Raw genomic sequence first — 23,615 nt, 5'->3', positions numbered from 1 at the left:
GGAGTAGTACGATGGCGAAACTGCATGATTACTACAAAGACGAAGTAGTTAATAAACTGATGACTCAGTTCAACTACAATTCTGTCATGCAAGTCCCTCGGGTCGAGAAGATCACCCTGAACATGGGTGTTGGTGAAGCGATCGCTGACAAGAAACTGCTGGATAACGCAGCAGCTGACTTGGCAGCAATCTCCGGTCAAAAACCGCTGATCACCAAAGCACGCAAATCTGTTGCAGGCTTCAAAATCCGTCAGGGCTATCCGATCGGCTGTAAAGTAACTCTGCGTGGCGAACGCATGTGGGAGTTCTTTGAGCGCCTGATCACTATTGCTGTACCGCGTATTCGTGACTTCCGCGGCCTGTCCGCTAAGTCTTTCGACGGTCGTGGCAATTACAGCATGGGTGTCCGTGAGCAGATCATCTTCCCGGAAATCGACTATGACAAAGTCGATCGCGTTCGTGGTTTGGATATTACCATTACCACTACTGCGAAATCTGATGAAGAAGGCCGTGCTCTGCTGGCTGCCTTTGACTTCCCGTTCCGCAAGTAAGGTAGGGTTACTTCATGGCTAAGCAATCAATGAAAGCACGCGAAGTAAAGCGCGTAGCTTTAGCTGAAAAATACTTCGCTAAACGCGCTGAACTGAAAGCGATCATTTCTGATGTGAACGCTTCCGACGAAGATCGTTGGAACGCTGTTCTGAAGCTGCAGACTCTGCCGCGTGATTCCAGCCCGTCTCGTCAGCGTAACCGCTGCCGTCAAACTGGTCGTCCGCACGCTTTCCTGCGGAAGTTCGGGTTGAGCCGTATTAAGGTCCGTGAAGCCGCTATGCGCGGTGAAATCCCGGGTCTGAAAAAGGCTAGCTGGTAATTGTCACCAATTGAATCACGGGAGTAAAGACAGATGAGCATGCAAGATCCGATCGCGGATATGCTGACCCGTATCCGTAACGGTCAGGCCGCGAATAAAGCTGCGGTCACCATGCCTTCCTCCAAGCTGAAAGTGGCAATCGCCAACGTGCTGAAGGAAGAAGGTTTTATTGAAGATTTCAAAGTTGAAGGCGACACCAAGCCGGAACTGGAAGTAACTCTTAAGTACTTCCAGGGTAAAGCTGTTGTAGAAAGCATTCAGCGTGTCAGCCGCCCAGGTCTGCGCATCTATAAGAAAAAAGATGAGCTGCCGAAAGTTATGGCTGGCCTGGGTATCGCGGTTATTTCTACCTCTAAAGGTGTTATGACTGATCGTGCAGCGCGCCAGGCTGGTCTTGGTGGCGAAATTATCTGCTACGTAGCCTAATCGGAGGAAAGAATGTCTCGTGTTGCTAAAGCACCGGTCGTTATTCCTGCCGGCGTTGACGTAAAACTCAACGGTCAGGTTATCACGATCAAAGGTAAAAACGGCGAGCTGACTCGTACTCTCAACGATGCTGTTGAAGTCAAACATGCAGATAATGCTCTGACCTTCGGTCCGCGTGCTGGTTTTGCGGACGGTTGGGCTCAGGCTGGTACCGCGCGTGCCCTGCTGAATTCAATGGTTATCGGTGTTACCGAAGGCTTCACTAAGAAGCTGCAGCTGGTTGGTGTAGGTTATCGTGCAGCGATCAAAGGGAATGTAGTAAACCTGTCTCTGGGTTTCTCTCACCCCGTTGATCATCAGCTGCCTGCGGGTATCACTGCAGAATGTCCGTCTCAGACTGAAATCGTGCTGAAAGGCGCTGATAAACAGCTGATCGGCCAGGTTGCTGCTGACCTGCGCGCCTACCGTCGTCCTGAGCCTTACAAAGGCAAGGGTGTTCGTTACGCCGACGAAGTCGTGCGTACCAAAGAGGCTAAGAAGAAGTAAGGTAACACTATGGATAAGAAATCTGCTCGTATCCGTCGTGCGACCCGCGCACGTCGCAAGCTCAAAGAGCTTGGTGCGACCCGCCTGGTGGTACATCGTACCCCGCGTCATATTTACGCACAGGTAATCGCCCCGAACGGTTCTGAAGTTCTGGTAGCCGCTTCTACTGTAGAAAAAGCTATCGCTGAGCAACTGAAGTACACTGGAAACAAAGACGCCGCTGCTGCAGTTGGTAAAGCTGTTGCTGAGCGCGCGCTGGAAAAAGGCATCAAAGATGTTTCTTTTGACCGCTCTGGTTTCCAATATCATGGTCGTGTCCAGGCACTGGCAGATGCTGCCCGTGAAGCTGGCCTTCAGTTCTAAGGTAGAGGTGTAAGATGTCTCACATCGAAAAACAAGCTGGCGAACTGCAGGAAAAGCTGATCGCGGTAAACCGCGTATCTAAAACCGTTAAAGGTGGTCGTATTTTCTCCTTCACAGCTCTGACTGTAGTGGGTGATGGCAACGGCCGCGTTGGTTTTGGTTACGGTAAAGCACGCGAAGTTCCGGCAGCGATCCAGAAAGCGATGGAAAAAGCTCGTCGCAATATGATTAACGTCGCGCTGAACCACGGCACCCTGCAGCACCCGGTTAAAGGTGCTCACACGGGTTCTCGTGTATTCATGCAGCCGGCTTCCGAAGGTACCGGTATCATCGCCGGTGGTGCAATGCGCGCCGTTCTGGAAGTCGCTGGGGTTCATAACGTTCTGGCTAAAGCCTATGGTTCCACCAACCCGATCAACGTGGTTCGTGCAACTATTGATGGCCTGGCCAACATGAAATCCCCGGAAATGGTCGCTGCCAAGCGTGGTAAATCCGTTGAAGAAATTCTGGGGTAATTGACCATGGCAAAGACTATTAAAATCACTCAAACCCGCAGTGCAATCGGTCGTCTGCCGAAACATAAGGCAACGCTGCTTGGCCTGGGTCTGCGTCGTATTGGTCACACCGTTGAGCGCGAGGATACTCCTGCTGTTCGCGGTATGGTCAACGCGGTTTCCTTCATGGTTAAAGTTGAGGAGTAAGAGATGCGTTTAAATACTCTGTCTCCGGCCGAAGGCTCCAAAAAGGCGGGTAAACGCCTGGGTCGTGGTATCGGTTCTGGCCTCGGTAAAACCGGTGGTCGTGGTCACAAAGGTCAGAAGTCTCGTTCTGGCGGTGGCGTACGTCGCGGTTTCGAGGGCGGTCAGATGCCTCTGTACCGTCGTCTGCCGAAATTCGGTTTCACTTCTCGTAAAGCAATGATCACGGCAGAAGTTCGTCTGTCCGATCTGGCTAAAGTAGAAGGCGACGTAGTTGACCTGAACACGCTGAAAGCGGCAAACATTATCGGCATCCAGATCGAATTCGCGAAAGTGATTCTGGCTGGTGAAGTTACTCGTCCGGTAACTGTTCGTGGCCTGCGTGTGACTAAAGGCGCTCGTGCTGCTATCGAAGCTGCTGGCGGTAAAATCGAGGAATAAGTAGCAGATGGCTAAACAACCGGGATTAGATTTTCAAAGTGCCAAAGGTGGCCTTGGCGAACTGAAACGCAGACTGCTGTTTGTTATCGGTGCGCTGATTGTGTTCCGAATTGGCTCTTTTATTCCAATCCCTGGTATTGATGCCGCTGTACTTGCCAAACTGCTTGAGCAACAGCGTGGCACCATCATTGAAATGTTCAACATGTTCTCTGGTGGTGCCCTCAGCCGTGCTTCTATTTTCGCTCTGGGTATTATGCCGTATATTTCGGCTTCTATTATTATCCAACTGCTGACTGTCGTTCACCCGACACTGGCAGAAATGAAAAAAGAAGGGGAGTCTGGTCGTCGTAAGATCAGCCAGTACACCCGTTACGGCACTCTGGTGCTGGCAATATTTCAGTCGATCGGTATTGCTACCGGTCTGCCGAATATGCCTGGTATGCAAGGCCTGGTAATTAATCCGGGCTTTGCATTCTATTTCACCGCTGTTGTGAGTCTGGTTACCGGGACAATGTTCCTGATGTGGCTGGGTGAACAGATTACTGAACGCGGTATCGGCAACGGTATCTCAATCATAATCTTCGCTGGTATCGTTGCGGGGCTTCCGCCGGCCATTGGCCATACCATCGAGCAAGCGCGGCAAGGCGACCTGCACTTCCTCCTGTTGCTGTTGGTTGCAGTATTAGTATTCGCAGTGACTTTCTTTGTTGTGTTTGTTGAGCGTGGTCAACGTCGCATCGTCGTGAACTATGCAAAACGTCAGCAAGGTCGTCGTGTTTATGCTGCACAGAGCACACATTTACCGCTGAAAGTGAACATGGCTGGGGTTATTCCGGCAATTTTCGCTTCCAGTATTATTCTGTTCCCGGCAACCATCGCGTCATGGTTCGGGGGCGGTACTGGTTGGAACTGGCTGACAACAATTTCGCTGTATTTGCAGCCTGGGCAACCGCTTTATGTGTTACTCTATGCGTCTGCAATCATCTTCTTCTGTTTCTTCTACACGGCGTTGGTTTTCAACCCGCGCGAAACAGCAGATAACCTGAAGAAGTCCGGTGCATTCGTGCCAGGAATTCGTCCGGGAGAACAAACGGCGAAGTATATCGATAAAGTAATGACACGTCTGACTTTAGTCGGTGCGCTGTATATTACTTTCATTTGCCTGATCCCGGAGTTCATGCGTGATGCAATGAAGGTTCCGTTCTATTTCGGTGGAACATCGTTACTTATCGTTGTCGTTGTCATCATGGACTTTATGGCTCAAGTGCAAACTCTGATGATGTCTAGTCAGTATGAGTCTGCATTGAAGAAAGCGAACCTGAAAGGCTATGGCCGTTAATGGTCGCTTGAGAAGTTACGGAGAGTAAAAATGAAAGTTCGTGCTTCCGTCAAGAAATTATGCCGTAACTGCAAAATCGTTAAGCGTGATGGCGTCATCCGCGTGATTTGCAGTGCCGAGCCGAAGCATAAACAGCGTCAAGGCTGATTATCTCGCATATTTTTCTTGCAAAGTTGGGTTGAGCTGGCTAGATTAGCCAGCCAATCTTTTGTATGTCTGTGCGTTTCCATTTGAGTATCCTGAAAACGGGCTTTTCAGCATGGGACGCATAATCATTATAGTAGGAGTGCATAGTGGCCCGTATAGCAGGCATTAACATTCCTGATCATAAGCATGCCGTAATCGCATTAACCTCGATCTACGGTATCGGTAAAACCCGTTCTAAAGCTATCCTGGCTGCAGTGGGTTTCGCTGAAGATGTTAAGATCAGTGAGCTGTCTGAAGAACAAATCGACACGCTGCGTGACGAAGTTGCCAAATTTGTCGTTGAAGGTGATCTGCGCCGTGAAGTGAGTATGAGCATCAAGCGCCTGATGGATCTTGGTTGCTATCGCGGTTTGCGTCATCGTCGTGGTCTCCCGGTTCGCGGTCAGCGTACCAAGACCAACGCACGTACCCGTAAGGGTCCGCGCAAACCGATCAAGAAATAATCGGGGTGAATTGAATAATGGCAAAGGCACCAGTTCGTGCACGTAAGCGTGTAAGAAAACAAGTCTCTGACGGCGTGGCTCATATCCATGCTTCTTTCAACAACACCATCGTTACTATTACTGATCGTCAGGGTAACGCTCTGGGTTGGGCAACTGCCGGTGGTTCCGGTTTCCGTGGTTCTCGCAAATCCACTCCGTTCGCAGCTCAGGTTGCAGCAGAGCGTTGCGCAGAAGCCGTGAAAGAATACGGTATTAAGAACCTGGAAGTTATGGTTAAGGGACCGGGTCCGGGCCGCGAATCTACTATTCGTGCTCTGAACGCCGCTGGTTTCCGCATCACTAATATTACTGATGTGACTCCGATCCCTCACAACGGTTGTCGTCCGCCGAAAAAACGTCGCGTATAACGCCCGTTTTTAGGAATGTTGGAGAAAGAAAATGGCAAGATATTTGGGTCCTAAGCTCAAGCTGAGCCGTCGCGAGGGCACAGACCTGTTCCTTAAGTCTGGCGTTCGCGCGATCGATACCAAGTGTAAAATTGAACAAGCTCCTGGCCAGCACGGCGCACGTAAACCGCGTCTGTCTGACTATGGTGTACAGTTGCGTGAAAAGCAAAAAGTTCGCCGTATCTACGGTGTGCTGGAGCGTCAGTTCCGTAACTACTACAAAGAAGCAGCGCGTCTGAAAGGCAACACCGGTGAAAACCTGTTGGCTCTGCTGGAAGGTCGTCTGGACAACGTTGTATACCGTATGGGCTTTGGCGCCACTCGTGCAGAAGCACGTCAGTTGGTTAGCCACAAAGCGATTATGGTAAACGGTCGTGTTGTTAACATCGCTTCTTACCAGGTTGGTCCGAACGACGTAGTTAGCGTTCGTGAGAAAGCGAAAAAGCAGTCTCGCGTGAAAGCCGCTCTGGAGCTGGCTGAGCAGCGTGAAAAGCCAACCTGGCTGGAAGTTGATGCTGGCAAGATGGAAGGTACCTTCAAGCGTAAGCCTGAGCGCACCGATCTGTCTGCGGACATTAACGAACACCTGATCGTCGAGCTTTACTCCAAGTAAAGCTTAGTACCAAAGAGAGGACACAATGCAGGGTTCTGTGACAGAGTTTCTAAAACCGCGCCTGGTAGATATCGAGCAAGTGAGTTCGACGCACGCCAAGGTGACCCTTGAGCCTTTAGAGCGTGGCTTTGGCCATACTCTGGGTAACGCACTGCGCCGTATTCTGCTTTCATCGATGCCGGGTTGCGCGGTGACCGAGGTTGAGATTGATGGTGTACTGCACGAGTACAGCACCAAAGAAGGCGTTCAGGAAGATATCCTGGAAATCCTGCTCAACCTGAAAGGGCTGGCGGTGAGAGTTCAGGGTAAAGATGAAGTCGTACTTACTCTGAATAAATCTGGCATTGGCCCTGTAACCGCAGCCGACATCACCCATGACGGTGATGTCGAAATCGTCAAGCCGCAGCACGTGATCTGCCACCTGACCGATGAGAACGCATCTATCAGCATGCGTATCAAAGTTCAGCGCGGTCGTGGTTATGTGCCGGCGTCTGCCCGAATTCATTCGGAAGAAGATGAGCGCCCGATCGGCCGTCTGTTGGTCGACGCTTGCTACAGCCCTGTAGAACGTATTGCCTACAATGTTGAAGCAGCGCGTGTAGAACAGCGTACCGACCTGGACAAGCTGGTCATCGAAATGGAAACCAACGGCACAATCGATCCTGAAGAGGCGATTCGTCGTGCGGCGACCATCCTGGCAGAACAACTTGAAGCTTTCGTTGACTTACGTGATGTTCGTCAGCCGGAAGTTAAAGAAGAGAAACCAGAATTCGATCCGATCCTGCTGCGCCCTGTTGACGATCTGGAATTGACTGTCCGCTCTGCTAACTGCCTCAAGGCAGAAGCTATCCACTACATCGGTGATCTGGTACAACGTACCGAGGTTGAGTTGCTGAAAACGCCGAACCTCGGTAAGAAATCTCTTACTGAGATTAAAGATGTGCTGGCTTCCCGTGGTCTGTCTCTGGGCATGCGCCTGGAAAACTGGCCGCCGGCAAGCATTGCAGATGAGTAACCGGATCACAGGTTAAGGTTTTACTGAGAAGGATAAGGTCATGCGCCATCGTAAGAGTGGTCGTCAACTGAACCGCAACAGCAGCCATCGCCAGGCAATGTTCCGCAACATGGCCGGCTCCCTGGTTCGTCATGAAATCATCAAGACGACCCTGCCGAAAGCGAAAGAGCTGCGTCGCGTAGTTGAGCCGCTGATTACTCTTGCCAAGACCGACAGCGTAGCTAATCGTCGTCTGGCATTCGCCCGCACTCGTGATAACGAGATCGTGGCAAAACTGTTTAACGAGCTGGGCCCGCGTTTCGCGACCCGTGCCGGTGGTTACACTCGCATTCTGAAGTGTGGCTTCCGTGCTGGTGACAACGCTCCGATGGCATACATCGAGCTGGTTGATCGCGCCGAGCCGCAAGCAGAAGCAGCTGCAGAGTAATTTGCAGTGAAGTGAAAAAACCCGCCTCGGCGGGTTTTTTTATATCTGTCGTTCTGTGCTGCTATCGCCTATTCTTCAGTTCTGTTTCATTTCTCATTCCCTTTAAGGAGGCTGCAATGTGGTTAATGGATCAGTGGGCCGAGCGTCATATCCTCGAGGCCCAGCAAAAAGGTGAGTTCGACAATCTTCCTGGTTCCGGCGAGCCACTGGTACTCGACGATGATTCTCACCTCGATCCCGAACTCCGGGTCGGTTACCGGCTTTTAAAAAATGCGGGTTTCCTTCCTCCCGAGCTTGAAGCGCGTCGAGAGGCAGTACTGCTCAACGATCTTCTTAAGGAAATCAACCATCAGCATCCTGATTACCAGACCGTAAGCAAAAGGCTGGCTTTACTTGAGCTGAAGCTAAAACAGGCCGGGCTCAGTACGGATTTTCTTCATGGCAGTTATGCTCACTCTCTTGCCAGCAAACTGGAGGAATAGCGATGTATCGTATCGGAGAGCTTGCACGGCTCGCAGGCGTCACACCAGACACCGTGCGTTATTATGAAAAGCAGCAAATGATGGACCATGAAATCCGCACTGAAGGTGGCTTTCGGCTTTATTCAGAAAACGATTTGCGCCGTCTGCGATTCATTCGTCATGCGCGACAGTTGGGGTTTACCCTTGAATCAATAAGAGAGCTGTTATCGATTCGCATCGATCCGGAACATCACACCTGTCAGGAGTCGAAAAGCATTGTTCAGGCGCGGCTGCAGGAAGTCGACAGCCGTATACAGGAATTACAAAATATGCGCGTTTCTCTGCAGAAGCTGAATGATGCCTGTTGCGGCACGGCGCACAGCAGTGTCTATTGCTCGATCCTTGAAACGCTAGAACAGGGGGCGAACGGACAAACAGGACCACATTGATCTTTTCCAGTCGCAGGCCTACACTTGCGGCGAATAAACCACAGGAGCACTTATGACTCGCTATAAACATACGAAAGGGCAAATTCAGTATAATGCGATAGAAGCCTTGCTACACGATCCTCTGTTTCGTCAGCGTATTGAAAAGAATCTCAAAGGGAAAGGCAGTTATCAACGGAAAGGAAAGTACGGCAAGCGGGGGAACTGGGAGGCCAGTGGCAAACAAGCAGATCGCTTTTTTACCACTGGCCTTCTGCTTTTGAAGACCGTTATGGGTGACGGTTTTGCTCTTTCAGCAAATCGCGAATTTCGGTAAGTAACACTTCTTCTTTGCTCGGACCTGCGGCTTCCTTCGGTTTTTTCTGGTGCAATTTATTGATCACCTTAATGGCCAGAAAAATCGCGAAAGCGACGATGATGAAATCAAATACGTTCTGAATGAAAACGCCATAGTGCATGATGACTGCGGGTGTATCTCCAACAGCCGGGCGCAGCGTCAGGGCGAACTGTTTAAAATCGATTCCCCCTATCAGTAAGCCCAACGGCGGCATAATGATATCTGCCACTAATGACGAGACGATTTTACCGAATGCCGCACCGATAATGACACCCACCGCCAGGTCCACAACATTTCCGCGCATGGCGAATTCGCGAAACTCTTTAAAAAAGCTCATTTTTCTACTCCCTGGATTTCAAAGCCTAACTAAGTCTAACAAAGGAAATATGATTTTCCATTTTCTCGCTGAAGTAAGAATGTCCTTTTATCCTTGAAGATCATGCGGATATATTCAGCGATAATAATAAAGGCGGCCGCAGCCGCCTTTATTATAAAAAGAAGGGGCTTGGCTGGAAGAGACGCTCGACGTCAGTGACATATTTTTTATCGGTCAGGAACATGATCACATGATCGCCCTGCTCAATACGTAAATTGTCATTGGCAATCATGACATCATTACCGCGCACGACGGCGCCAATGATCGTGCCTGGCGGCAGTTTAATATCATCAATTACGCGCCCGACAACGCGGGAAGTCGTCTCGTCGCCATGGGCAACGGCTTCGATGGCTTCAGCCACGCCGCGGCGTAGCGACGACACGCTTACGATATCCGCCTTACGCACATGCCCGAGCAGCGCAGAAATGGTCGCCTGCTGCGGAGAGATAGCAATATCGATAACGCTGCCTTGCACCAGATCCACATAGGCGCGGCGCTGAATAAGCACCATCACCTTTTTCGCGCCCATGCGTTTGGCAAGCATCGCGGACATGATATTCGCTTCGTCATCATTGGTAACCGCGATAAAAAGATCTACCTGATCGATATGCTCTTCGGCCAGAAGCTCTTGATCCGACGCATCACCATAGAACACGATCGTATGCTGCAGCTTCTCTGCAAGCTCTGCGGCGCGCTGTTGATCGCGCTCGATAAGCTTAACGCTGTAATCTTTTTCCAGCCGGCGCGCGAGACCCGCGCCGATATTCCCGCCGCCTACCAGCATAATGCGCTTATAAGGTTTTTCGAGGCGTTGAAGCTCGCTCATCACCGCGCGAATATGCTGGGACGCCGCGATAAAAAACACTTCATCGCCCGCTTCCACAATCGTGGAACCCTGCGGCCTGATGGGTCTGTCGTGACGGAAAATCGCGGCGACGCGCGTGTCGATATGCGGCATATGCTCACGCATCGTGGAGAGCGCGTTACCAATCAGCGGACCGCCATAGTACGCTTTCACGACCGCGAGACTGACTTTACCTTCGGCAAAATTCACCACCTGCAGCGCGCCCGGATATTCAATCAGGCGGTAAATGTTATCAATCACCAGTTGCTCTGGCGCAATCAGATGATCGATAGGCACCGCTTCGGGCGTGAAGAGACGCTCGGCATCACGAACATAATCCGGCGCGCGGATGCGCGCGATTCGGTTAGGCGTATTAAAGAGCGAATACGCCACCTGGCAGGCGATCATGTTCGTCTCATCGGAACTGGTGACTGCAACCAGCATATCGGCGTCGTCAGCGCCCGCCTCGCGCAACACGCGCGGATGGGAGCCGTGCCCCTGTACGACACGCAAATCAAACTTATCCTGAAGTAAGCGCAGACGATCGCTGTTGGTATCGACAACGGTAATATCGTTGTTTTCTCCCACCAGGTTTTCCGCCAGCGTCCCGCCGACCTGACCGGCGCCCAGAATGATTATCTTCATCGTTTTGCTTCACCCGTCCGGGGCCGCCTGCGCGGGCCCAATCACTTTTTGATTAGCTTAGCGTAAAAGAAGCCATCGCCTTCGGTCGCGCCGGGAAGATTCTGTATGCCGGGCGTTTGTGCTGACCCGGTGCCGTCCAGTTGTGCATCCGGCGTTCTGGCGAGGAATGCCAGGATCTGTTCGCTGTTCTCTTCCGGCAAAATGGAGCAGGTCGCATACAGCAGCGTACCGCCTGGCTTAAGGTGTGGCCAGATGGCGTCCAGAATTTCCGACTGCAACTGCGCCAGCTCGGCGATATCGGAATCACGGCGCAGCCATTTGATATCCGGGTGACGACGGATAACACCGGTCGCGGAACAGGGCGCATCCAGCAAAATACGGTCGAACTGCGTATCTCCGCACCATTGCGCCGGGAAGCGACCGTCACCCACCTTGACGTCTGCCTTCATCCGGAGGCGTTTAAGGTTGTCATAGACGCGGGAGATACGCTGCGCGTCTATGTCCACCGCCATCACAGTGGCCTGCGGCGCGGCTTCAAGAATATGCGTGGTTTTTCCGCCAGGGGCGGCACAGAGATCGAGAATAGTTTCACCGTTTTGCGGTGCCAGAAGTTCGACACAGCCCTGCGCCGAAGCGTCCTGTACGGTTACCCAGCCCTGGTCAAACCCTGGAAGAGCACTGACAGGCGCGGGCGTTTCAAGGCGTACGGCGTCAGGATAACGCGGGTGAATATGGCCCGTCATCCCGCACTCTTCGAGCAGGCTGAGCCATTCATCTCGGGAATGATGCTGACGATTGACGCGCAGCCACATCGGCGGACGTTCGTTATTCGCCTCTACGATTGCCTGCCACTGCTGCGGCCAGGCCGCCTGTAACCGCGTTAATATCCACATCGGATGCAGATAGCGCGCATCCTGCTCTGCGAATTCGGCCAGCAATTCTTCCTGTTGGCGCTGAAACTGACGTAACACGCCATTAATGAGGCCTTTGAACTGCATACGCTTGATGGCTACTGCACCCTCGACGGTTTCCGCCAGCGCCGCGTGCGGTGGAATGCGCGTATACAGCAGCTGATAAAAGCCCACCATAATCAGATAGTGAATGGTGCGCTGTTTGCCGGTCATCGGGCGCGACATCAGCTTATTGATAAGCCACTCCAGCTGCGAGAACGTGCGAAGCACGCCGAAACAGAGCTCCTGTAGCAGGGCTTTGTCCTTGTCGGAGACTTTATGCTGGAGCGGTGGCAGAACGGTACTGAGTGACTGGCCTTTTTCGACTACCTGTTCGATAGCCTGCGCCGCCATGCTGCGCAGATTAATGGATTTTTTCATAGCCACGGGCAGGTTAACCTGCATCTGAAATAAAAAGGCCCGGAAATCCGGGCTGTTAATGCCGTCGCTCAGGCGAGAATATGGCCCGGCGTAAACCACTCCTGGCGGGAGTTTAAAAGATCTTGCGCTGACATCGCTTTTTTGCCCGCAGGCTGCAGCTCTTCCAGGTTAAGGATGCCATCGGCCGTCGCTATCTTGATGCCCGCTTTACCGGCCTCAAGCACGGTGCCCGGCGTTGCTTTGCTCTGCTGATCCAGCACTGACGCTTTCCAGACTTTAACCGGCTGGTCGTCAATCATGAAATAGCTGACCGGCCACGGGTTAAACGCACGAATGCAGCGTTCCAGCTGAGCAGCGCTTAGCGTCCAGTCGAGGCGCGCCTCTTCTTTGCTGAGCTTTTCAGCATAGGTGGCGTTTGTGTCATCCTGCTTTTCAGGCACCGCAGCGCCCGATGCCAGATCGCTCAGGGTGGCGAGCATTCCTTGCGGGCCCAGCTGCGCGAGTTTGTCATACAGCGAAGCGCTGGTGTCATCCGTCGTAATCGGGCATGAGAGCTTACGCAGCATATCGCCGGTATCAAGCCCTTTATCCATCTGCATGATAGTCACGCCGGTTTCCGTATCGCCCGCCCACAGCGAACGCTGAATAGGCGCCGCGCCGCGCCAGCGCGGCAGCAGGGAACCGTGGACATTAATGCAACCGAGACGCGGCATCGCAAGCACCGCCTCCGGAAGAATCAGGCCATAAGCGACAACAACCATCACGTCCGCATTCAGCGCAGCCACGAGCGCCTGATTTTCAGCAGGGCGCAGAGACTTAGGCTGGAAAACCGGCAGGCCGTTTTCCTCGGCCAGCACCTTTACAGGCCCTGGCATGAGCTTTTTACCGCGGCCCGCCGGACGGTCCGGCTGAGTAAACACGCCGACAATCTCATGGGAGGAGGACAACAGCGCTTCAAGATGACGCGCTGCGAAATCCGGCGTACCGGCGAAAATAATGCGAAGTGACTCGGACACGTTATTCCCTGTCTTTATTTAATCTGCGGCTTTCGCCTTCATGCGATCCAGTTTTTCAACTTTCTGACGAATACGCTGGCGCTTCATCGGCGACAGATAATCGATAAAGAGCTTACCGACCAGGTGGTCCATTTCGTGCTGGATACAGATAGCCAGCAGGCCGTCAGCTTCCAGTTCGAAAGACTTGCCGTTACGGTCGAGGGCGCGAATTTTTACTTTCTCGGCGCGCGGCACAAAAGCGCGCTGTTCCGGAATAGACAGGCAGCCTTCTTCAATGCCGGTTTCGCCGCACTGTTCCAGCAACTCCGGATTGATAAGCACCAGGCGTTCATCGCGGTTTTCAGAGACATCAATCACGATAATGCGCTGATGAATATCTACCTGCGTGGCGGCAAGCCCAATACCTTCTTCGGCGTACATCGTGTCGAACATATCATCAACGATGCGCTGAATATCTGCATTAACTTCTTTTACCGGTTCAGCGACGATGCGAAGCCGCTCGTCCGGAATATGTAATACCTGCAAAACTGACATAAATTTCCAGAGCTGTATTCAAGAGTTGAAAGGATCTTACCCTCTATTCTAGACAAATCCCCCTTTGATTGACAGCATCAGCAACGAATCACAGGGATTAGAGAGCGGCGTCTGGCGAGGGATAGCGCGATGTCACCAACGGAGATTTGGTTACGCCTGATGGCGGTTTACAGCCTGAGCGGTGAAATAATGGTGCAGGCATTTCAGCGTCTGCAAAACAGGCGGGAGGATCCTGCGGATGCATTGCGCCTGGCGGGGCTGAATGCAAAGCAACGAACACTGTTTTTCAGTTATCCCGCCGCGAAGCTTGATGCGGTTCTGCGCTGGCTTGAAATACCGGGGCATCATCTGCTCACGGCCCTTTCTCCGGCTTATCCGCTCCCTTTACGTGCGATTGAGTGGTTTCCCGGCGCGCTGCTGGTGGCGGGCGACCCAACAGTACTGACCAGACCGCAGATGGCCGTGGTGGGCAGTCGTCATCACTCCTGGTACGGCGAGCACTGGGGGAGCAAGCTTTGTTATGCGCTCGCGGAAGCCGGCCTGACGTTAACCAGCGGTCTTGCGCTGGGTATTGATGCCGTCGCGCATCGCAGTGCGCTGCGGGCTCAGGGGAAAACGATCGCAGTGCTGGGCAACGGCCTGACGCAGGTCTACCCGGCTCGCCACCGTAAACTGGCGGAGGAGATTATTGCGCAAGGCGGCGCCGTCATCTCGGAGTTCCCTTTCGAAGCACAGCCCCGTCCGGCCAATTTCCCCAGACGTAACCGTATTATCAGCGGGTTAAGCTTTGGCGTGCTGGTGGTCGAGGCAGCGCTGCGCAGCGGCTCGCTCGTTACCGCCCGGTGCGCGCTGGAGCAAGGGCGTGAAGTTTTCGCTCTGCCCGGCCCCATCGGTAATCCGGGATGTGAAGGGCCGCACTGGCTGATTCAGCAAGGCGCGATAGCCGTTACGCATCCTCAGGACATTATCGATTATTTACAAAACGAGCTGCCCTGGCTCAACGCGGCGAATTATTCACCGGATCAAGAGGAAGGTGCATTGCCATTTCCCGAGCTGTTGGCTAACGTAGGAGATGAGGTTACACCTGTTGACGTCGTCGCTGAACGTGCCGGCCAACCTGTGCCATTGACAGTAGCCCAGCTACTCGAACTGGAGTTAGCAGGATGGATCGCAGCTGTACCCGGCGGCTATGTCCGAGTGAGGAGGGCAGGCCATGTTCGACGTACTAATGTATTTGTTTGAAACCTATATCCATAACGAAGCTGAGATGCGCGTTGACCAGGATAAGCTGACGCGGGACCTGACGGATGCGGGTTTTGATCAGGAAGATATCTTTAATGCGCTGTTATGGCTGGAAAAGCTGGCGGATTATCAGGATGGTCTTTCCGCGCCGATGCAACTGGCTTCGGATCCACTCTCGATGCGTATTTATACCGCAGAAGAGTGCCAGCGGCTGGACGCCAGCTGTCGGGGGTTCCTGCTGTTTCTGGAACAAATTCAGGTGCTGAATCTCGAAACTCGTGAAATGGTTATTGAGCGCGTCATGGCGCTGGATACCGCCGAGTTTGATTTAGAAGATTTAAAGTGGGTCATCCTGATGGTGCTTTTCAACATTCCCGGATGTGAAAATGCCTATCAACAAATGGAAGAACTGCTCTTTGAAGTGAATGACGGTATGCTGCACTGATATTTTCAGTGCAGTGGTGAATTATGGCAAGGTCAGCACTCTTTTCAGTGCCCAAACACGAGCCCTGCCCAAAATGCGGGGCTGAACTTCTTATCCGTTCCGGGAAGCATGGTCCTTTCCTGGGATGTTCGCATTATCCTGAATGTGATTACGTCCGTCCGCTAAAAGGGCAGGCGGATGGTCACATTGTCAAAGTGCTGGATGGCCAGCAATGTCCGGTATGCGATGCAACGCTGGTGCTCCGCCAGGGACGCTTTGGCATGTTTATCGGTTGCAGCCGCTACCCTGAGTGTGAGCATACCGAGCAGATCGACAAACCTGATGACACCGCCCTGCAATGCCCTCAGTGCAGCACCGGCAATCTGGTTCAGCGGCGTTCGCGCTTTGGCAAAACCTTTTATTCCTGCGATCGCTACCCGGAGTGCCAGTTTGTGATTAATTTCAAACCGGTGGCTGGCGAGTGCCCGGAATGCCATTATCCCCTCCTTATAGAGAAGAAAACCGCACAGGGCGTAAAGCGCTTTTGTGCCAGTAAACAATGTGGAAAGCCGGTAACGGCGGAATCAGACCGTGAAGAATAACCAACCTGCGGACGCGATATCGCATGTCGTCGACGTCCTTAAAAATGAACATGTCATTGCTTACCCGACAGAAGCCGTATTTGGCGTAGGGTGCGATCCTGATAGCGAAACTGCTGTAAAGCGACTGCTTGAACTTAAGCAACGGCCCATGGAGAAAGGGCTTATTCTGATCGCGGCGAATTTTGAGCAACTGAAGCCTTATATAGATGATGAGGCGCTGACGCCAGAACAACGTGAGGCGGTCTTTGCCTGCTGGCCGGGCCCCGTGACGTTTGTCTTCCCGGCGAAGCCGTCAACGCCTCGCTGGCTGACTGGCCGTTTTGATTCGCTGGCGGTGCGCGTGACCAATCATCCGCAGGTTATCGCGCTCTGCGAAGCCTTTGGCAAACCATTGGTGTCGACCAGCGCCAATCTGTCCGGGCTGGAGCCGTGTCGTACGGCGCAGGAAGTCCTGGCGCAGTTTGGCGACGATTTCCCTGTGCTACATGGCGCAACGGGTGGACGGCAAAATCCGTCGGAGATCCGTGACGCGCTGACGGGTGAACTTTTCCGACAAGGTTAACGCATGGAAACTTACGCCGTTTTTGGCAATCCTGTCTCGCACAGCAAATCGCCGTTTATTCATCAGCAATTTGCCGCACAGCTGCAGATTGAGCATCCATATGGACGCGTGCTCGCGCCGCTCTATACGTTCGTGGAAACGCTGGAAGGCTTTTTCATGGCGGGAGGGAAAGGGGCCAACGTCACGGTGCCCTTCAAGGAACAGGCGTTTGCCCGTGCAGATGAGCTGACGGAAAGGGCGGCGCTGGCGGGAGCGGTCAATACGCTGAAGCGGCTCGATGATGGGCGTTTGCTTGGTGATAACACCGATGGTATCGGCCTGCTGAGCGATCTTGAACGCCTCGGTATGATCAAACCGCGCTACCGGATCCTTCTGACAGGCGCGGGTGGCGCAGCCAGAGGCGTCTTATTGCCGCTGCTTTCGTTAGATTGCGCAGTGACAATCACCAATCGCACTTTTGCGCGAGCGCAGGAACTGGCGAACCTGTTCAGCCATACCGGTAGCGTCAACGCCGTTGCGCTCCAGGATCTGGACGGTCACGTGTTCGATCTCATTATTAATGCGACGTCCAGCGGGATCAACGGTGACATACCGGCGCTCCCTGCTGCGCTGATAAATCAGACGGTTGGCTGCTACGACATGTTCTATCAAAAGGGACAGACGCCTTTTCTTTCATGGTGCGCAGCGCACGGCGCCACGCAGATGTCAGACGGCTTAGGAATGCTGGTGGGGCAGGCGGCGCATGCGGTGCTGCTCTGGCACGGCGTACTGCCGGAAGTGGAGCCCGTTATTGAAAAGCTTAAGCAGGAGCTGGCGCAATGAACCAGGCGATTCAGTTCCCCGATCGCGAGCACTGGGATGAACAGCGACAAGCCGTTTGCTTTCCGGCGCTGGTTAATGGCCTGGTGCTCACCTGCGCCATTCCTCAGCCTGTGCTGGTGGCGCGTTTCTCTGGCGAGTCGCCCGATGAATGGTTAGCCGCGTTCCGCGAGCATCGCTGGGATCTGGAAGAAAACGCTGAGCAGCTTATCGCCGCTCAGCAAGAAGATGCTCAGGGTTGGGTCTGGCTCTCCTGAGCCAGATATTCATCTTTCCACTTCACATAGTTATTGGCTGAATAGCGCAGCCCTTCCCGTTCAGCCTCTTTCAGAGGGCGGATCTGCTTTACCGGGCTACCGAGATAAAGGTACCCGCTTTCCAGCCGCTTATTTTGCGGCACCAGACTCCCGGCACCGATCATCACGTCGTCTTCTATAATGGCACCGTCGAGAACGATAGACCCCATCCCAACCAGCACGCGATTACCAATAGTGCAGCCGTGCAGCATCACCTTATGCCCGACGGTAACGTCTTCGCCAATAAGCAGCGGATTACCTTGCGGATTATAGGAGGACTTGTGAGTTACGTGCAGCACGCTGCCATCCTGAATGTTGGTGCGGGCACCGACGGAGACATAGTTTACGTCGCCCCGGATAACCACCAGAGGCCAGACCCCGACATCATCAGCCATTCTTACATCGCCAATCACCACGCTTGAGTTATCAACCATCACGCGCTGGCCGGTCTGGGGGAAGGTATTTTTATAAGGACGCAATACAGAAGACATGATCGCCTCGGTTTTTATCAATTGATAAGAAGACTTTGGTTGGATTTAAGGCGCTGCGCAAGCGTAAATGCGCGTATTCGTTGAGCAGATCGAGCGGGATCGCAGCAATGCGTGTGAAAAAACGACAGTTGAAAGAAAAGATCGAAAAAAGGGTTGTGCTGAAATCAGAGATCCCTATAATGCGCCTCCATCGAGACGGCAATGTGAAGCACTTCACGAAATAGTCGAAGCGATAAGAGAAAAACTCTGAAATTAAGGGTTGACTCTGAAAGAGGAAAGCGTAATATACGCCACCTCGCGACAGCAGGCTGAAAGCCGCGTCGCACCGCTCTTTAACAATTTATCAGACAATCTGTGTGGGCACTCGGGGCACTGATATCTTAACGTCTTCGGACGATAAATGATTATCAAGTCTCAAGTGAACAACAGTTAATTCATTACGAACTAACAGTTTAATTCTTTGAGCATCAAACTTTAATTGAAGAGTTTGATCATGGCTCAGATTGAACGCTGGCGGCAGGCCTAACACATGCAAGTCGGGCGGTAACAGGAATCAGCTTGCTGATTTGCTGACGAGCGGCGGACGGGTGAGTAATGTCTGGGAAACTGCCTGATGGAGGGGGATAACTACTGGAAACGGTAGCTAATACCGCATAACGTCTTCGGACCAAAGTGGGGGACCTTCGGGCCTCATGCCATCAGATGTGCCCAGATGGGATTAGCTAGTAGGTGGGGTAAAGGCTCACCTAGGCGACGATCCCTAGCTGGTCTGAGAGGATGACCAGCCACACTGGAACTGAGACACGGTCCAGACTCCTACGGGAGGCAGCAGTGGGGAATATTGCACAATGGGCGCAAGCCTGATGCAGCCATGCCGCGTGTATGAAGAAGGCCTTCGGGTTGTAAAGTACTTTCAGCGAGGAGGAAGGTGTTGTGGTTAATAACCACAGCAATTGACGTTACTCGCAGAAGAAGCACCGGCTAACTCCGTGCCAGCAGCCGCGGTAATACGGAGGGTGCAAGCGTTAATCGGAATTACTGGGCGTAAAGCGCACGCAGGCGGTTTGTTAAGTCAGATGTGAAATCCCCGGGCTCAACCTGGGAACTGCATTTGAAACTGGCAAGCTTGAGTCTCGTAGAGGGGGGTAGAATTCCAGGTGTAGCGGTGAAATGCGTAGAGATCTGGAGGAATACCGGTGGCGAAGGCGGCCCCCTGGACGAAGACTGACGCTCAGGTGCGAAAGCGTGGGGAGCAAACAGGATTAGATACCCTGGTAGTCCACGCCGTAAACGATGTCGACTTGGAGGTTGTGCCCTTGAGGCGTGGCTTCCGGAGCTAACGCGTTAAGTCGACCGCCTGGGGAGTACGGCCGCAAGGTTAAAACTCAAATGAATTGACGGGGGCCCGCACAAGCGGTGGAGCATGTGGTTTAATTCGATGCAACGCGAAGAACCTTACCTGGTCTTGACATCCAGAGAATCCTGCAGAGATGCGGGAGTGCCTTCGGGAACTCTGAGACAGGTGCTGCATGGCTGTCGTCAGCTCGTGTTGTGAAATGTTGGGTTAAGTCCCGCAACGAGCGCAACCCTTATCCTTTGTTGCCAGCACGTAATGGTGGGAACTCAAAGGAGACTGCCGGTGATAAACCGGAGGAAGGTGGGGATGACGTCAAGTCATCATGGCCCTTACGACCAGGGCTACACACGTGCTACAATGGCGCATACAAAGAGAAGCGACCTCGCGAGAGCAAGCGGACCTCATAAAGTGCGTCGTAGTCCGGATTGGAGTCTGCAACTCGACTCCATGAAGTCGGAATCGCTAGTAATCGTGGATCAGAATGCCACGGTGAATACGTTCCCGGGCCTTGTACACACCGCCCGTCACACCATGGGAGTGGGTTGCAAAAGAAGTAGGTAGCTTAACCTTCGGGAGGGCGCTTACCACTTTGTGATTCATGACTGGGGTGAAGTCGTAACAAGGTAACCGTAGGGGAACCTGCGGTTGGATCACCTCCTTACCTGCAAGATACAACCTCGTAGTGCTCACACAGATTGTCTGATAGAAAGTAAAGAAGCAAAACCTCTACAGGCTTGTAGCTCAGGTGGTTAGAGCGCACCCCTGATAAGGGTGAGGTCGGTGGTTCAAGTCCACTCAGGCCTACCAACTCCGCACGGAGTTGCAGAGGTTTAACTACGATGGGGCTATAGCTCAGCTGGGAGAGCGCCTGCTTTGCACGCAGGAGGTCTGCGGTTCGATCCCGCATAGCTCCACCATCACTTCAGAGTGTACTCCCTGAGTATACTGCGAAGTATTTGCTCTTTAACAATCCGGAACAAGCTGAAAATTGAAACAGACACGCTGCTGCATTCTTCCGTAAATAAGGAATGCGCGGTGTGTCAGAGTCTCTCAAACTCGCAGCACGAAGACTTCTTCGGGTTGTGAGGTTAAGCGAACAAGCGTACACGGTGGATGCCCTGGCAGTCAGAGGCGATGAAGGACGTGCTAATCTGCGAAAAGCGCCGGTAAGGTGATATGAACCGTTATAGCCGGCGATGTCCGAATGGGGAAACCCAGTGTGATTCGTCACACTATCTCAGCATGAATACATAGTGCTGTGAGGCGAACCGGGGGAACTGAAACATCTAAGTACCCCGAGGAAAAGAAATCAACCGAGATTCCCCCAGTAGCGGCGAGCGAACGGGGAACAGCCCAGAGCCTGAATCAGTTTGTGTGTCAGTGGAACGGTCTGGAAAGGCCGGCGATACAGGGTGACAGCCCCGTACACGAAGGCACACAGGCTGTGAGCTCGATGAGTAGGGCGGGACACGTGATATCCTGTCTGAAGATGGGGGGACCATCCTCCAAGGCTAAATACTCCTGACTGACCGATAGTGAACCAGTACCGTGAGGGAAAGGCGAAAAGAACCCCGGCGAGGGGAGTGAAACAGAACCTGAAACCGTGTACGTACAAGCAGTGGGAGCCTTCGTAAGAGGGTGACTGCGTACCTTTTGTATAATGGGTCAGCGACTTATATTCTGTAGCAAGGTTAACCGTATAGGGGAGCCGAAGGGAAACCGAGTCTTAATTGGGCGTTAAGTTGCAGGGTATAGACCCGAAACCCGGTGATCTAGCCATGGGCAGGTTGAAGGTTGGGTAACACTAACTGGAGGACCGAACCGACTAATGTTGAAAAATTAGCGGATGACCTGTGGCTGGGGGTGAAAGGCCAATCAAACCGGGAGATAGCTGGTTCTCCCCGAAAGCTATTTAGGTAGCGCCTCGTGAACTCATCTTCGGGGGTAGAGCACTGTTTCGGCTAGGGGGCCATCCCGGCTTACCAACCCGATGCAAACTACGAATACCGAAGAATGTTATCACGGGAGACACACGGCGGGTGCTAACGTCCGTCGTGAAGAGGGAAACAACCCAGACCGCCAGCTAAGGTCCCAAAGTCATGGTTAAGTGGGAAACGATGTGGGAAGGCACAGACAGCCAGGATGTTGGCTTAGAAGCAGCCATCATTTAAAGAAAGCGTAATAGCTCACTGGTCGAGTCGGCCTGCGCGGAAGATGTAACGGGGCTAAACCATGCACCGAAGCTGCGGCAGCGACACTATGTGTTGTTGGGTAGGGGAGCGTTCTGTAAGCCTGTGAAGGTGTGCTGTGAGGCATGCTGGAGGTATCAGAAGTGCGAATGCTGACATAAGTAACGATAAAGCGGGTGAAAAGCCCGCTCGCCGGAAGACCAAGGGTTCCTGTCCAACGTTAATCGGGGCAGGGTGAGTCGACCCCTAAGGCGAGGCCGAAAGGCGTAGTCGATGGGAAACAGGTTAATATTCCTGTACTTGGTGTTACTGCGAAGGGGGGACGGAGAAGGCTATGTTGGCCGGGCGACGGTTGTCCCGGTTTAAGCGTGTAGGTGTGTGTTCCAGGTAAATCCGGTTCACTTTAACACTGAGGCGTGATGACGAGGCACTACGGTGCTGAAGTAACAAATGCCCTGCTTCCAGGAAAAGCCTCTAAGCATCAGGTAACACGAAATCGTACCCCAAACCGACACAGGTGGTCAGGTAGAGAATACCAAGGCGCTTGAGAGAACTCGGGTGAAGGAACTAGGCAAAATGGTGCCGTAACTTCGGGAGAAGGCACGCTGACATGTAGGTGAAGCCCCTGCGGGTGGAGCTGAAGTCAGTCGAAGATACCAGCTGGCTGCAACTGTTTATTAAAAACACAGCACTGTGCAAACACGAAAGTGGACGTATACGGTGTGACGCCTGCCCGGTGCCGGAAGGTTAATTGATGGGGTTATCGCAAGAGAAGCTCCTGATCGAAGCCCCGGTAAACGGCGGCCGTAACTATAACGGTCCTAAGGTAGCGAAATTCCTTGTCGGGTAAGTTCCGACCTGCACGAATGGCGTAATGATGGCCAGGCTGTCTCCACCCGAGACTCAGTGAAATTGAACTCGCTGTGAAGATGCAGTGTACCCGCGGCAAGACGGAAAGACCCCGTGAACCTTTACTACAGCTTGACACTGAACATTGAGCCTTGATGTGTAGGATAGGTGGGAGGCTTTGAAGCGTGGACGCCAGTCTGCGTGGAGCCAACCTTGAAATACCACCCTTTAATGTTTGATGTTCTAACCTGGCGCCATAATCTGGCGTGGGGACAGTGTCTGGTGGGTAGTTTGACTGGGGCGGTCTCCTCCCAAAGTGTAACGGAGGAGCACGAAGGTCAGCTAATCCTGGTCGGACATCAGGAGGTTAGTGCAATGGCATAAGCTGGCTTGACTGCGAGAGTGACGGCTCGAGCAGGTGCGAAAGCAGGTCATAGTGATCCGGTGGTTCTGTATGGAAGGGCCATCGCTCAACGGATAAAAGGTACTCCGGGGATAACAGGCTGATACCGCCCAAGAGTTCATATCGACGGCGGTGTTTGGCACCTCGATGTCGGCTCATCACATCCTGGGGCTGAAGTAGGTCCCAAGGGTATGGCTGTTCGCCATTTAAAGTGGTACGCGAGCTGGGTTTAGAACGTCGTGAGACAGTTCGGTCCCTATCTGCCGTGGGCGCTGGAGAATTGAGGGGGGCTGCTCCCAGTACGAGAGGACCGGAGTGGACGCATCACTGGTGTTCGGGTTGTCATGCCAATGGCACTGCCCGGTAGCTAAATGCGGAAGAGATAAGTGCTGAAAGCATCTAAGCACGAAACTTGCCCCGAGATGAGTTCTCCCTGAGACTATAAGTCTCCTGAAGGAACGTTGAAGACGACGACGTTGATAGGCCGGGTGTGTAAGCGCAGCGATGCGTTGAGCTAACCGGTACTAATGAACCGTGAGGCTTAACCTTACAACGC

Annotated in this window: 30 protein-coding genes, 2 tRNA genes and 2 rRNA genes; 28 read left to right on the top strand and 6 right to left on the bottom strand. The window is 53.0% G+C overall.

Annotated features, from left to right (window positions below; translation table 11 throughout):
• The first annotated feature begins 11 nt into the window (after window positions 1–11).
• The 18 genes from rplE to AFK67_RS22305 all read left to right on the top strand — a co-directional run bounded on the left by rplE (window position 12) and on the right by AFK67_RS22305 (window position 9,058).
• Entirely contained in the window at window positions 12–551 is a 540-nt protein-coding gene (gene rplE / locus AFK67_RS18770) for a 50S ribosomal protein L5 (RefSeq protein WP_007670001.1), read from the top strand.
• Between the two features lie 14 nt (window positions 552–565).
• The gene (gene rpsN / locus AFK67_RS18765) at window positions 566–871 is read left to right on the top strand and encodes a 30S ribosomal protein S14 (protein ID WP_004388614.1); all 306 of its coding nucleotides are present in this window, start codon (window positions 566–568) and stop codon (window positions 869–871) included.
• A gap of 33 nt (window positions 872–904) precedes the next feature.
• Window positions 905–1,297 carry a 30S ribosomal protein S8 gene (rpsH, locus tag AFK67_RS18760; protein ID WP_007702493.1) on the top strand — a complete coding sequence of 131 codons (393 nt, stop codon included), beginning with the start codon at window positions 905–907 and terminating at the stop codon, window positions 1,295–1,297.
• Window positions 1,298–1,309: 12 nt separating this feature from the next.
• Window positions 1,310–1,843, top strand: a complete 534-nt coding sequence (gene rplF / locus AFK67_RS18755) for a 50S ribosomal protein L6 (protein ID WP_007724313.1) — start codon at window positions 1,310–1,312, stop codon at window positions 1,841–1,843.
• Window positions 1,844–1,852: 9 nt separating this feature from the next.
• The gene (gene rplR, locus AFK67_RS18750; RefSeq protein WP_000358956.1) at window positions 1,853–2,206 is read left to right on the top strand and encodes a 50S ribosomal protein L18; all 354 of its coding nucleotides are present in this window, start codon (window positions 1,853–1,855) and stop codon (window positions 2,204–2,206) included.
• Window positions 2,207–2,220: 14 nt separating this feature from the next.
• On the top strand, window positions 2,221–2,721 hold the full coding sequence (gene rpsE, locus AFK67_RS18745; RefSeq protein WP_007724309.1) for a 30S ribosomal protein S5: 501 nt from the start codon (window positions 2,221–2,223) through the stop codon (window positions 2,719–2,721).
• A gap of 6 nt (window positions 2,722–2,727) precedes the next feature.
• Window positions 2,728–2,907, top strand: coding sequence for a 50S ribosomal protein L30 (gene rpmD, locus AFK67_RS18740; protein ID WP_001140434.1), 180 nt, complete (start codon window positions 2,728–2,730; stop codon window positions 2,905–2,907).
• Between the two features lie 3 nt (window positions 2,908–2,910).
• A complete protein-coding gene (rplO, locus tag AFK67_RS18735) occupies window positions 2,911–3,345 on the top strand; it encodes a 50S ribosomal protein L15 (protein WP_004388618.1) in 435 nt (144 codons plus the stop codon).
• Between the two features lie 7 nt (window positions 3,346–3,352).
• Window positions 3,353–4,684 (top strand): preprotein translocase subunit SecY, encoded by a 1,332-nt coding sequence (gene secY / locus AFK67_RS18730; RefSeq protein WP_004388619.1) that lies wholly within the window; start codon window positions 3,353–3,355, stop codon window positions 4,682–4,684.
• A gap of 30 nt (window positions 4,685–4,714) precedes the next feature.
• A complete protein-coding gene (gene rpmJ, locus AFK67_RS22310) occupies window positions 4,715–4,831 on the top strand; it encodes a 50S ribosomal protein L36 (RefSeq protein WP_000868187.1) in 117 nt (38 codons plus the stop codon).
• Window positions 4,832–4,977: 146 nt separating this feature from the next.
• Window positions 4,978–5,334: a 30S ribosomal protein S13 gene (gene rpsM / locus AFK67_RS18725; RefSeq protein ID WP_004388620.1), complete on the top strand. Its 357-nt coding sequence runs from the start codon at window positions 4,978–4,980 to the stop codon at window positions 5,332–5,334.
• Window positions 5,335–5,351: 17 nt separating this feature from the next.
• Window positions 5,352–5,741: a 30S ribosomal protein S11 gene (gene rpsK / locus AFK67_RS18720; protein ID WP_004388621.1), complete on the top strand. Its 390-nt coding sequence runs from the start codon at window positions 5,352–5,354 to the stop codon at window positions 5,739–5,741.
• 31 nt (window positions 5,742–5,772) lie between these two features.
• The gene (gene rpsD, locus AFK67_RS18715; RefSeq protein WP_032967342.1) at window positions 5,773–6,393 is read left to right on the top strand and encodes a 30S ribosomal protein S4; all 621 of its coding nucleotides are present in this window, start codon (window positions 5,773–5,775) and stop codon (window positions 6,391–6,393) included.
• Between the two features lie 25 nt (window positions 6,394–6,418).
• Window positions 6,419–7,408 (top strand): DNA-directed RNA polymerase subunit alpha, encoded by a 990-nt coding sequence (locus tag AFK67_RS18710; RefSeq protein WP_004388623.1) that lies wholly within the window; start codon window positions 6,419–6,421, stop codon window positions 7,406–7,408.
• 40 nt (window positions 7,409–7,448) lie between these two features.
• Window positions 7,449–7,835, top strand: coding sequence for a 50S ribosomal protein L17 (gene rplQ, locus AFK67_RS18705; protein ID WP_007724289.1), 387 nt, complete (start codon window positions 7,449–7,451; stop codon window positions 7,833–7,835).
• 116 nt (window positions 7,836–7,951) lie between these two features.
• Entirely contained in the window at window positions 7,952–8,317 is a 366-nt protein-coding gene (locus tag AFK67_RS18700; protein ID WP_007724285.1) for a DnaJ family domain-containing protein, read from the top strand.
• Window positions 8,318–8,319: 2 nt separating this feature from the next.
• Window positions 8,320–8,745 (top strand): Zn(2+)-responsive transcriptional regulator, encoded by a 426-nt coding sequence (gene zntR / locus AFK67_RS18695; protein ID WP_007724282.1) that lies wholly within the window; start codon window positions 8,320–8,322, stop codon window positions 8,743–8,745.
• Between the two features lie 52 nt (window positions 8,746–8,797).
• Window positions 8,798–9,058 (top strand): alternative ribosome-rescue factor A, encoded by a 261-nt coding sequence (locus AFK67_RS22305; RefSeq protein ID WP_071602780.1) that lies wholly within the window; start codon window positions 8,798–8,800, stop codon window positions 9,056–9,058.
• Here the strand turns inward: AFK67_RS22305 and mscL are convergent.
• From mscL to def, 5 genes are all read right to left on the bottom strand, one after another.
• A complete protein-coding gene (mscL, locus tag AFK67_RS18690) occupies window positions 9,012–9,416 on the bottom strand; it encodes a large-conductance mechanosensitive channel protein MscL (protein WP_007724278.1) in 405 nt (134 codons plus the stop codon). The genes AFK67_RS22305 and mscL overlap by 47 nt on opposite strands.
• A gap of 151 nt (window positions 9,417–9,567) precedes the next feature.
• Window positions 9,568–10,944: a Trk system potassium transporter TrkA gene (trkA, locus tag AFK67_RS18685; protein ID WP_007752947.1), complete on the bottom strand. Its 1,377-nt coding sequence runs from the start codon at window positions 10,942–10,944 to the stop codon at window positions 9,568–9,570.
• A 41-nt stretch (window positions 10,945–10,985) separates the two neighbouring features.
• On the bottom strand, window positions 10,986–12,275 hold the full coding sequence (gene rsmB / locus AFK67_RS18680) for a 16S rRNA (cytosine(967)-C(5))-methyltransferase RsmB (protein ID WP_038884620.1): 1,290 nt from the start codon (window positions 12,273–12,275) through the stop codon (window positions 10,986–10,988).
• A 68-nt stretch (window positions 12,276–12,343) separates the two neighbouring features.
• Window positions 12,344–13,291 (bottom strand): methionyl-tRNA formyltransferase, encoded by a 948-nt coding sequence (gene fmt, locus AFK67_RS18675; RefSeq protein ID WP_007728125.1) that lies wholly within the window; start codon window positions 13,289–13,291, stop codon window positions 12,344–12,346.
• Window positions 13,292–13,309: 18 nt separating this feature from the next.
• Complete coding sequence (gene def / locus AFK67_RS18670; protein ID WP_007752944.1) at window positions 13,310–13,825, bottom strand: peptide deformylase; 516 nt, start codon at window positions 13,823–13,825, stop codon at window positions 13,310–13,312.
• Window positions 13,826–13,954: 129 nt separating this feature from the next.
• On the opposite strand from def, the gene dprA reads away from it, so the two are divergent.
• The 6 genes from dprA to AFK67_RS18640 are packed head-to-tail and all read left to right on the top strand — an operon-like array spanning window position 13,955 to window position 17,731.
• Window positions 13,955–15,067, top strand: a complete 1,113-nt coding sequence (dprA, locus tag AFK67_RS18665) for a DNA-protecting protein DprA (RefSeq protein WP_007728121.1) — start codon at window positions 13,955–13,957, stop codon at window positions 15,065–15,067.
• Window positions 15,039–15,512, top strand: coding sequence for a DUF494 family protein Smg (gene smg / locus AFK67_RS18660; RefSeq protein WP_004388634.1), 474 nt, complete (start codon window positions 15,039–15,041; stop codon window positions 15,510–15,512). Before dprA ends, smg begins: the two co-directional genes overlap by 29 nt.
• Before the next feature lie 23 nt (window positions 15,513–15,535).
• The gene (locus tag AFK67_RS22300; protein ID WP_071602779.1) at window positions 15,536–16,093 is read left to right on the top strand and encodes a DNA topoisomerase family protein; all 558 of its coding nucleotides are present in this window, start codon (window positions 15,536–15,538) and stop codon (window positions 16,091–16,093) included.
• Window positions 16,083–16,655: an L-threonylcarbamoyladenylate synthase type 1 TsaC gene (tsaC, locus tag AFK67_RS18650; protein WP_032967499.1), complete on the top strand. Its 573-nt coding sequence runs from the start codon at window positions 16,083–16,085 to the stop codon at window positions 16,653–16,655. Before AFK67_RS22300 ends, tsaC begins: the two co-directional genes overlap by 11 nt.
• Before the next feature lie 3 nt (window positions 16,656–16,658).
• Window positions 16,659–17,477, top strand: coding sequence for a shikimate dehydrogenase (gene aroE / locus AFK67_RS18645; RefSeq protein WP_007728116.1), 819 nt, complete (start codon window positions 16,659–16,661; stop codon window positions 17,475–17,477).
• On the top strand, window positions 17,474–17,731 hold the full coding sequence (locus AFK67_RS18640) for a DUF1488 family protein (protein ID WP_007728115.1): 258 nt from the start codon (window positions 17,474–17,476) through the stop codon (window positions 17,729–17,731). The genes aroE and AFK67_RS18640 overlap by 4 nt, the downstream gene beginning before the upstream one ends.
• Here AFK67_RS18640 and AFK67_RS18635 read toward each other — a convergent pair.
• Window positions 17,707–18,261, bottom strand: coding sequence for a gamma carbonic anhydrase family protein (locus AFK67_RS18635; protein WP_007728111.1), 555 nt, complete (start codon window positions 18,259–18,261; stop codon window positions 17,707–17,709). The genes AFK67_RS18640 and AFK67_RS18635 overlap by 25 nt on opposite strands.
• A gap of 475 nt (window positions 18,262–18,736) precedes the next feature.
• Here AFK67_RS18635 and AFK67_RS18630 point away from each other — a divergent pair.
• The 4 genes from AFK67_RS18630 to AFK67_RS18615 all read left to right on the top strand — a co-directional run bounded on the left by AFK67_RS18630 (window position 18,737) and on the right by AFK67_RS18615 (window position 23,608).
• A 16S ribosomal RNA gene (locus tag AFK67_RS18630) occupies window positions 18,737–20,279 on the top strand.
• 69 nt (window positions 20,280–20,348) lie between these two features.
• A tRNA-Ile gene (locus AFK67_RS18625) sits at window positions 20,349–20,425 on the top strand.
• Between the two features lie 34 nt (window positions 20,426–20,459).
• A tRNA-Ala gene (locus AFK67_RS18620) sits at window positions 20,460–20,535 on the top strand.
• A 169-nt stretch (window positions 20,536–20,704) separates the two neighbouring features.
• Window positions 20,705–23,608, top strand: a 23S ribosomal RNA gene (locus tag AFK67_RS18615).
• Together the 16S and 23S rRNA genes with 2 tRNA genes alongside form the textbook arrangement of a ribosomal RNA operon.
• Window positions 23,609–23,615: the final 7 nt, after the last annotated feature.

Origin of the sequence: Cronobacter dublinensis subsp. dublinensis LMG 23823, from assembly GCF_001277235.1 — a bacterium.
GTDB classification, from domain to species: Bacteria; Pseudomonadota; Gammaproteobacteria; order Enterobacterales; family Enterobacteriaceae; genus Cronobacter; species Cronobacter dublinensis.
This window is presented reverse-complemented; position numbering and strand designations above follow the sequence as displayed.

What these genes read in the sequence shown, in the direction of transcription:
- rplE (WP_007670001.1), top strand. Translation starts at nt 12, where the DNA reads ATGGCGAAACTGCATGATTACTACAAAGACGAAGTAGTTAATAAACTG.
- rpsN (WP_004388614.1), top strand. Translation starts at nt 566, where the DNA reads ATGGCTAAGCAATCAATGAAAGCACGCGAAGTAAAGCGCGTAGCTTTA.
- rpsH (WP_007702493.1), top strand. Translation starts at nt 905, where the DNA reads ATGAGCATGCAAGATCCGATCGCGGATATGCTGACCCGTATCCGTAAC.
- rplF (WP_007724313.1), top strand. Translation starts at nt 1,310, where the DNA reads ATGTCTCGTGTTGCTAAAGCACCGGTCGTTATTCCTGCCGGCGTTGAC.
- rplR (WP_000358956.1), top strand. Translation starts at nt 1,853, where the DNA reads ATGGATAAGAAATCTGCTCGTATCCGTCGTGCGACCCGCGCACGTCGC.
- rpsE (WP_007724309.1), top strand. Translation starts at nt 2,221, where the DNA reads ATGTCTCACATCGAAAAACAAGCTGGCGAACTGCAGGAAAAGCTGATC.
- rpmD (WP_001140434.1), top strand. Translation starts at nt 2,728, where the DNA reads ATGGCAAAGACTATTAAAATCACTCAAACCCGCAGTGCAATCGGTCGT.
- rplO (WP_004388618.1), top strand. Translation starts at nt 2,911, where the DNA reads ATGCGTTTAAATACTCTGTCTCCGGCCGAAGGCTCCAAAAAGGCGGGT.
- secY (WP_004388619.1), top strand. Translation starts at nt 3,353, where the DNA reads ATGGCTAAACAACCGGGATTAGATTTTCAAAGTGCCAAAGGTGGCCTT.
- rpmJ (WP_000868187.1), top strand. Translation starts at nt 4,715, where the DNA reads ATGAAAGTTCGTGCTTCCGTCAAGAAATTATGCCGTAACTGCAAAATC.
- rpsK (WP_004388621.1), top strand. Translation starts at nt 5,352, where the DNA reads ATGGCAAAGGCACCAGTTCGTGCACGTAAGCGTGTAAGAAAACAAGTC.
- rpsD (WP_032967342.1), top strand. Translation starts at nt 5,773, where the DNA reads ATGGCAAGATATTTGGGTCCTAAGCTCAAGCTGAGCCGTCGCGAGGGC.
- AFK67_RS18710 (WP_004388623.1), top strand. Translation starts at nt 6,419, where the DNA reads ATGCAGGGTTCTGTGACAGAGTTTCTAAAACCGCGCCTGGTAGATATC.
- rplQ (WP_007724289.1), top strand. Translation starts at nt 7,449, where the DNA reads ATGCGCCATCGTAAGAGTGGTCGTCAACTGAACCGCAACAGCAGCCAT.
- AFK67_RS18700 (WP_007724285.1), top strand. Translation starts at nt 7,952, where the DNA reads ATGTGGTTAATGGATCAGTGGGCCGAGCGTCATATCCTCGAGGCCCAG.
- zntR (WP_007724282.1), top strand. Translation starts at nt 8,320, where the DNA reads ATGTATCGTATCGGAGAGCTTGCACGGCTCGCAGGCGTCACACCAGAC.
- AFK67_RS22305 (WP_071602780.1), top strand. Translation starts at nt 8,798, where the DNA reads ATGACTCGCTATAAACATACGAAAGGGCAAATTCAGTATAATGCGATA.
- mscL (WP_007724278.1), bottom strand. Translation starts at nt 9,416, where the DNA reads ATGAGCTTTTTTAAAGAGTTTCGCGAATTCGCCATGCGCGGAAATGTT.
- trkA (WP_007752947.1), bottom strand. Translation starts at nt 10,944, where the DNA reads ATGAAGATAATCATTCTGGGCGCCGGTCAGGTCGGCGGGACGCTGGCG.
- rsmB (WP_038884620.1), bottom strand. Translation starts at nt 12,275, where the DNA reads ATGAAAAAATCCATTAATCTGCGCAGCATGGCGGCGCAGGCTATCGAA.
- def (WP_007752944.1), bottom strand. Translation starts at nt 13,825, where the DNA reads ATGTCAGTTTTGCAGGTATTACATATTCCGGACGAGCGGCTTCGCATC.
- dprA (WP_007728121.1), top strand. Translation starts at nt 13,955, where the DNA reads ATGTCACCAACGGAGATTTGGTTACGCCTGATGGCGGTTTACAGCCTG.
- smg (WP_004388634.1), top strand. Translation starts at nt 15,039, where the DNA reads ATGTTCGACGTACTAATGTATTTGTTTGAAACCTATATCCATAACGAA.
- AFK67_RS22300 (WP_071602779.1), top strand. Translation starts at nt 15,536, where the DNA reads ATGGCAAGGTCAGCACTCTTTTCAGTGCCCAAACACGAGCCCTGCCCA.
- aroE (WP_007728116.1), top strand. Translation starts at nt 16,659, where the DNA reads ATGGAAACTTACGCCGTTTTTGGCAATCCTGTCTCGCACAGCAAATCG.
- AFK67_RS18640 (WP_007728115.1), top strand. Translation starts at nt 17,474, where the DNA reads ATGAACCAGGCGATTCAGTTCCCCGATCGCGAGCACTGGGATGAACAG.
- AFK67_RS18635 (WP_007728111.1), bottom strand. Translation starts at nt 18,261, where the DNA reads ATGTCTTCTGTATTGCGTCCTTATAAAAATACCTTCCCCCAGACCGGC.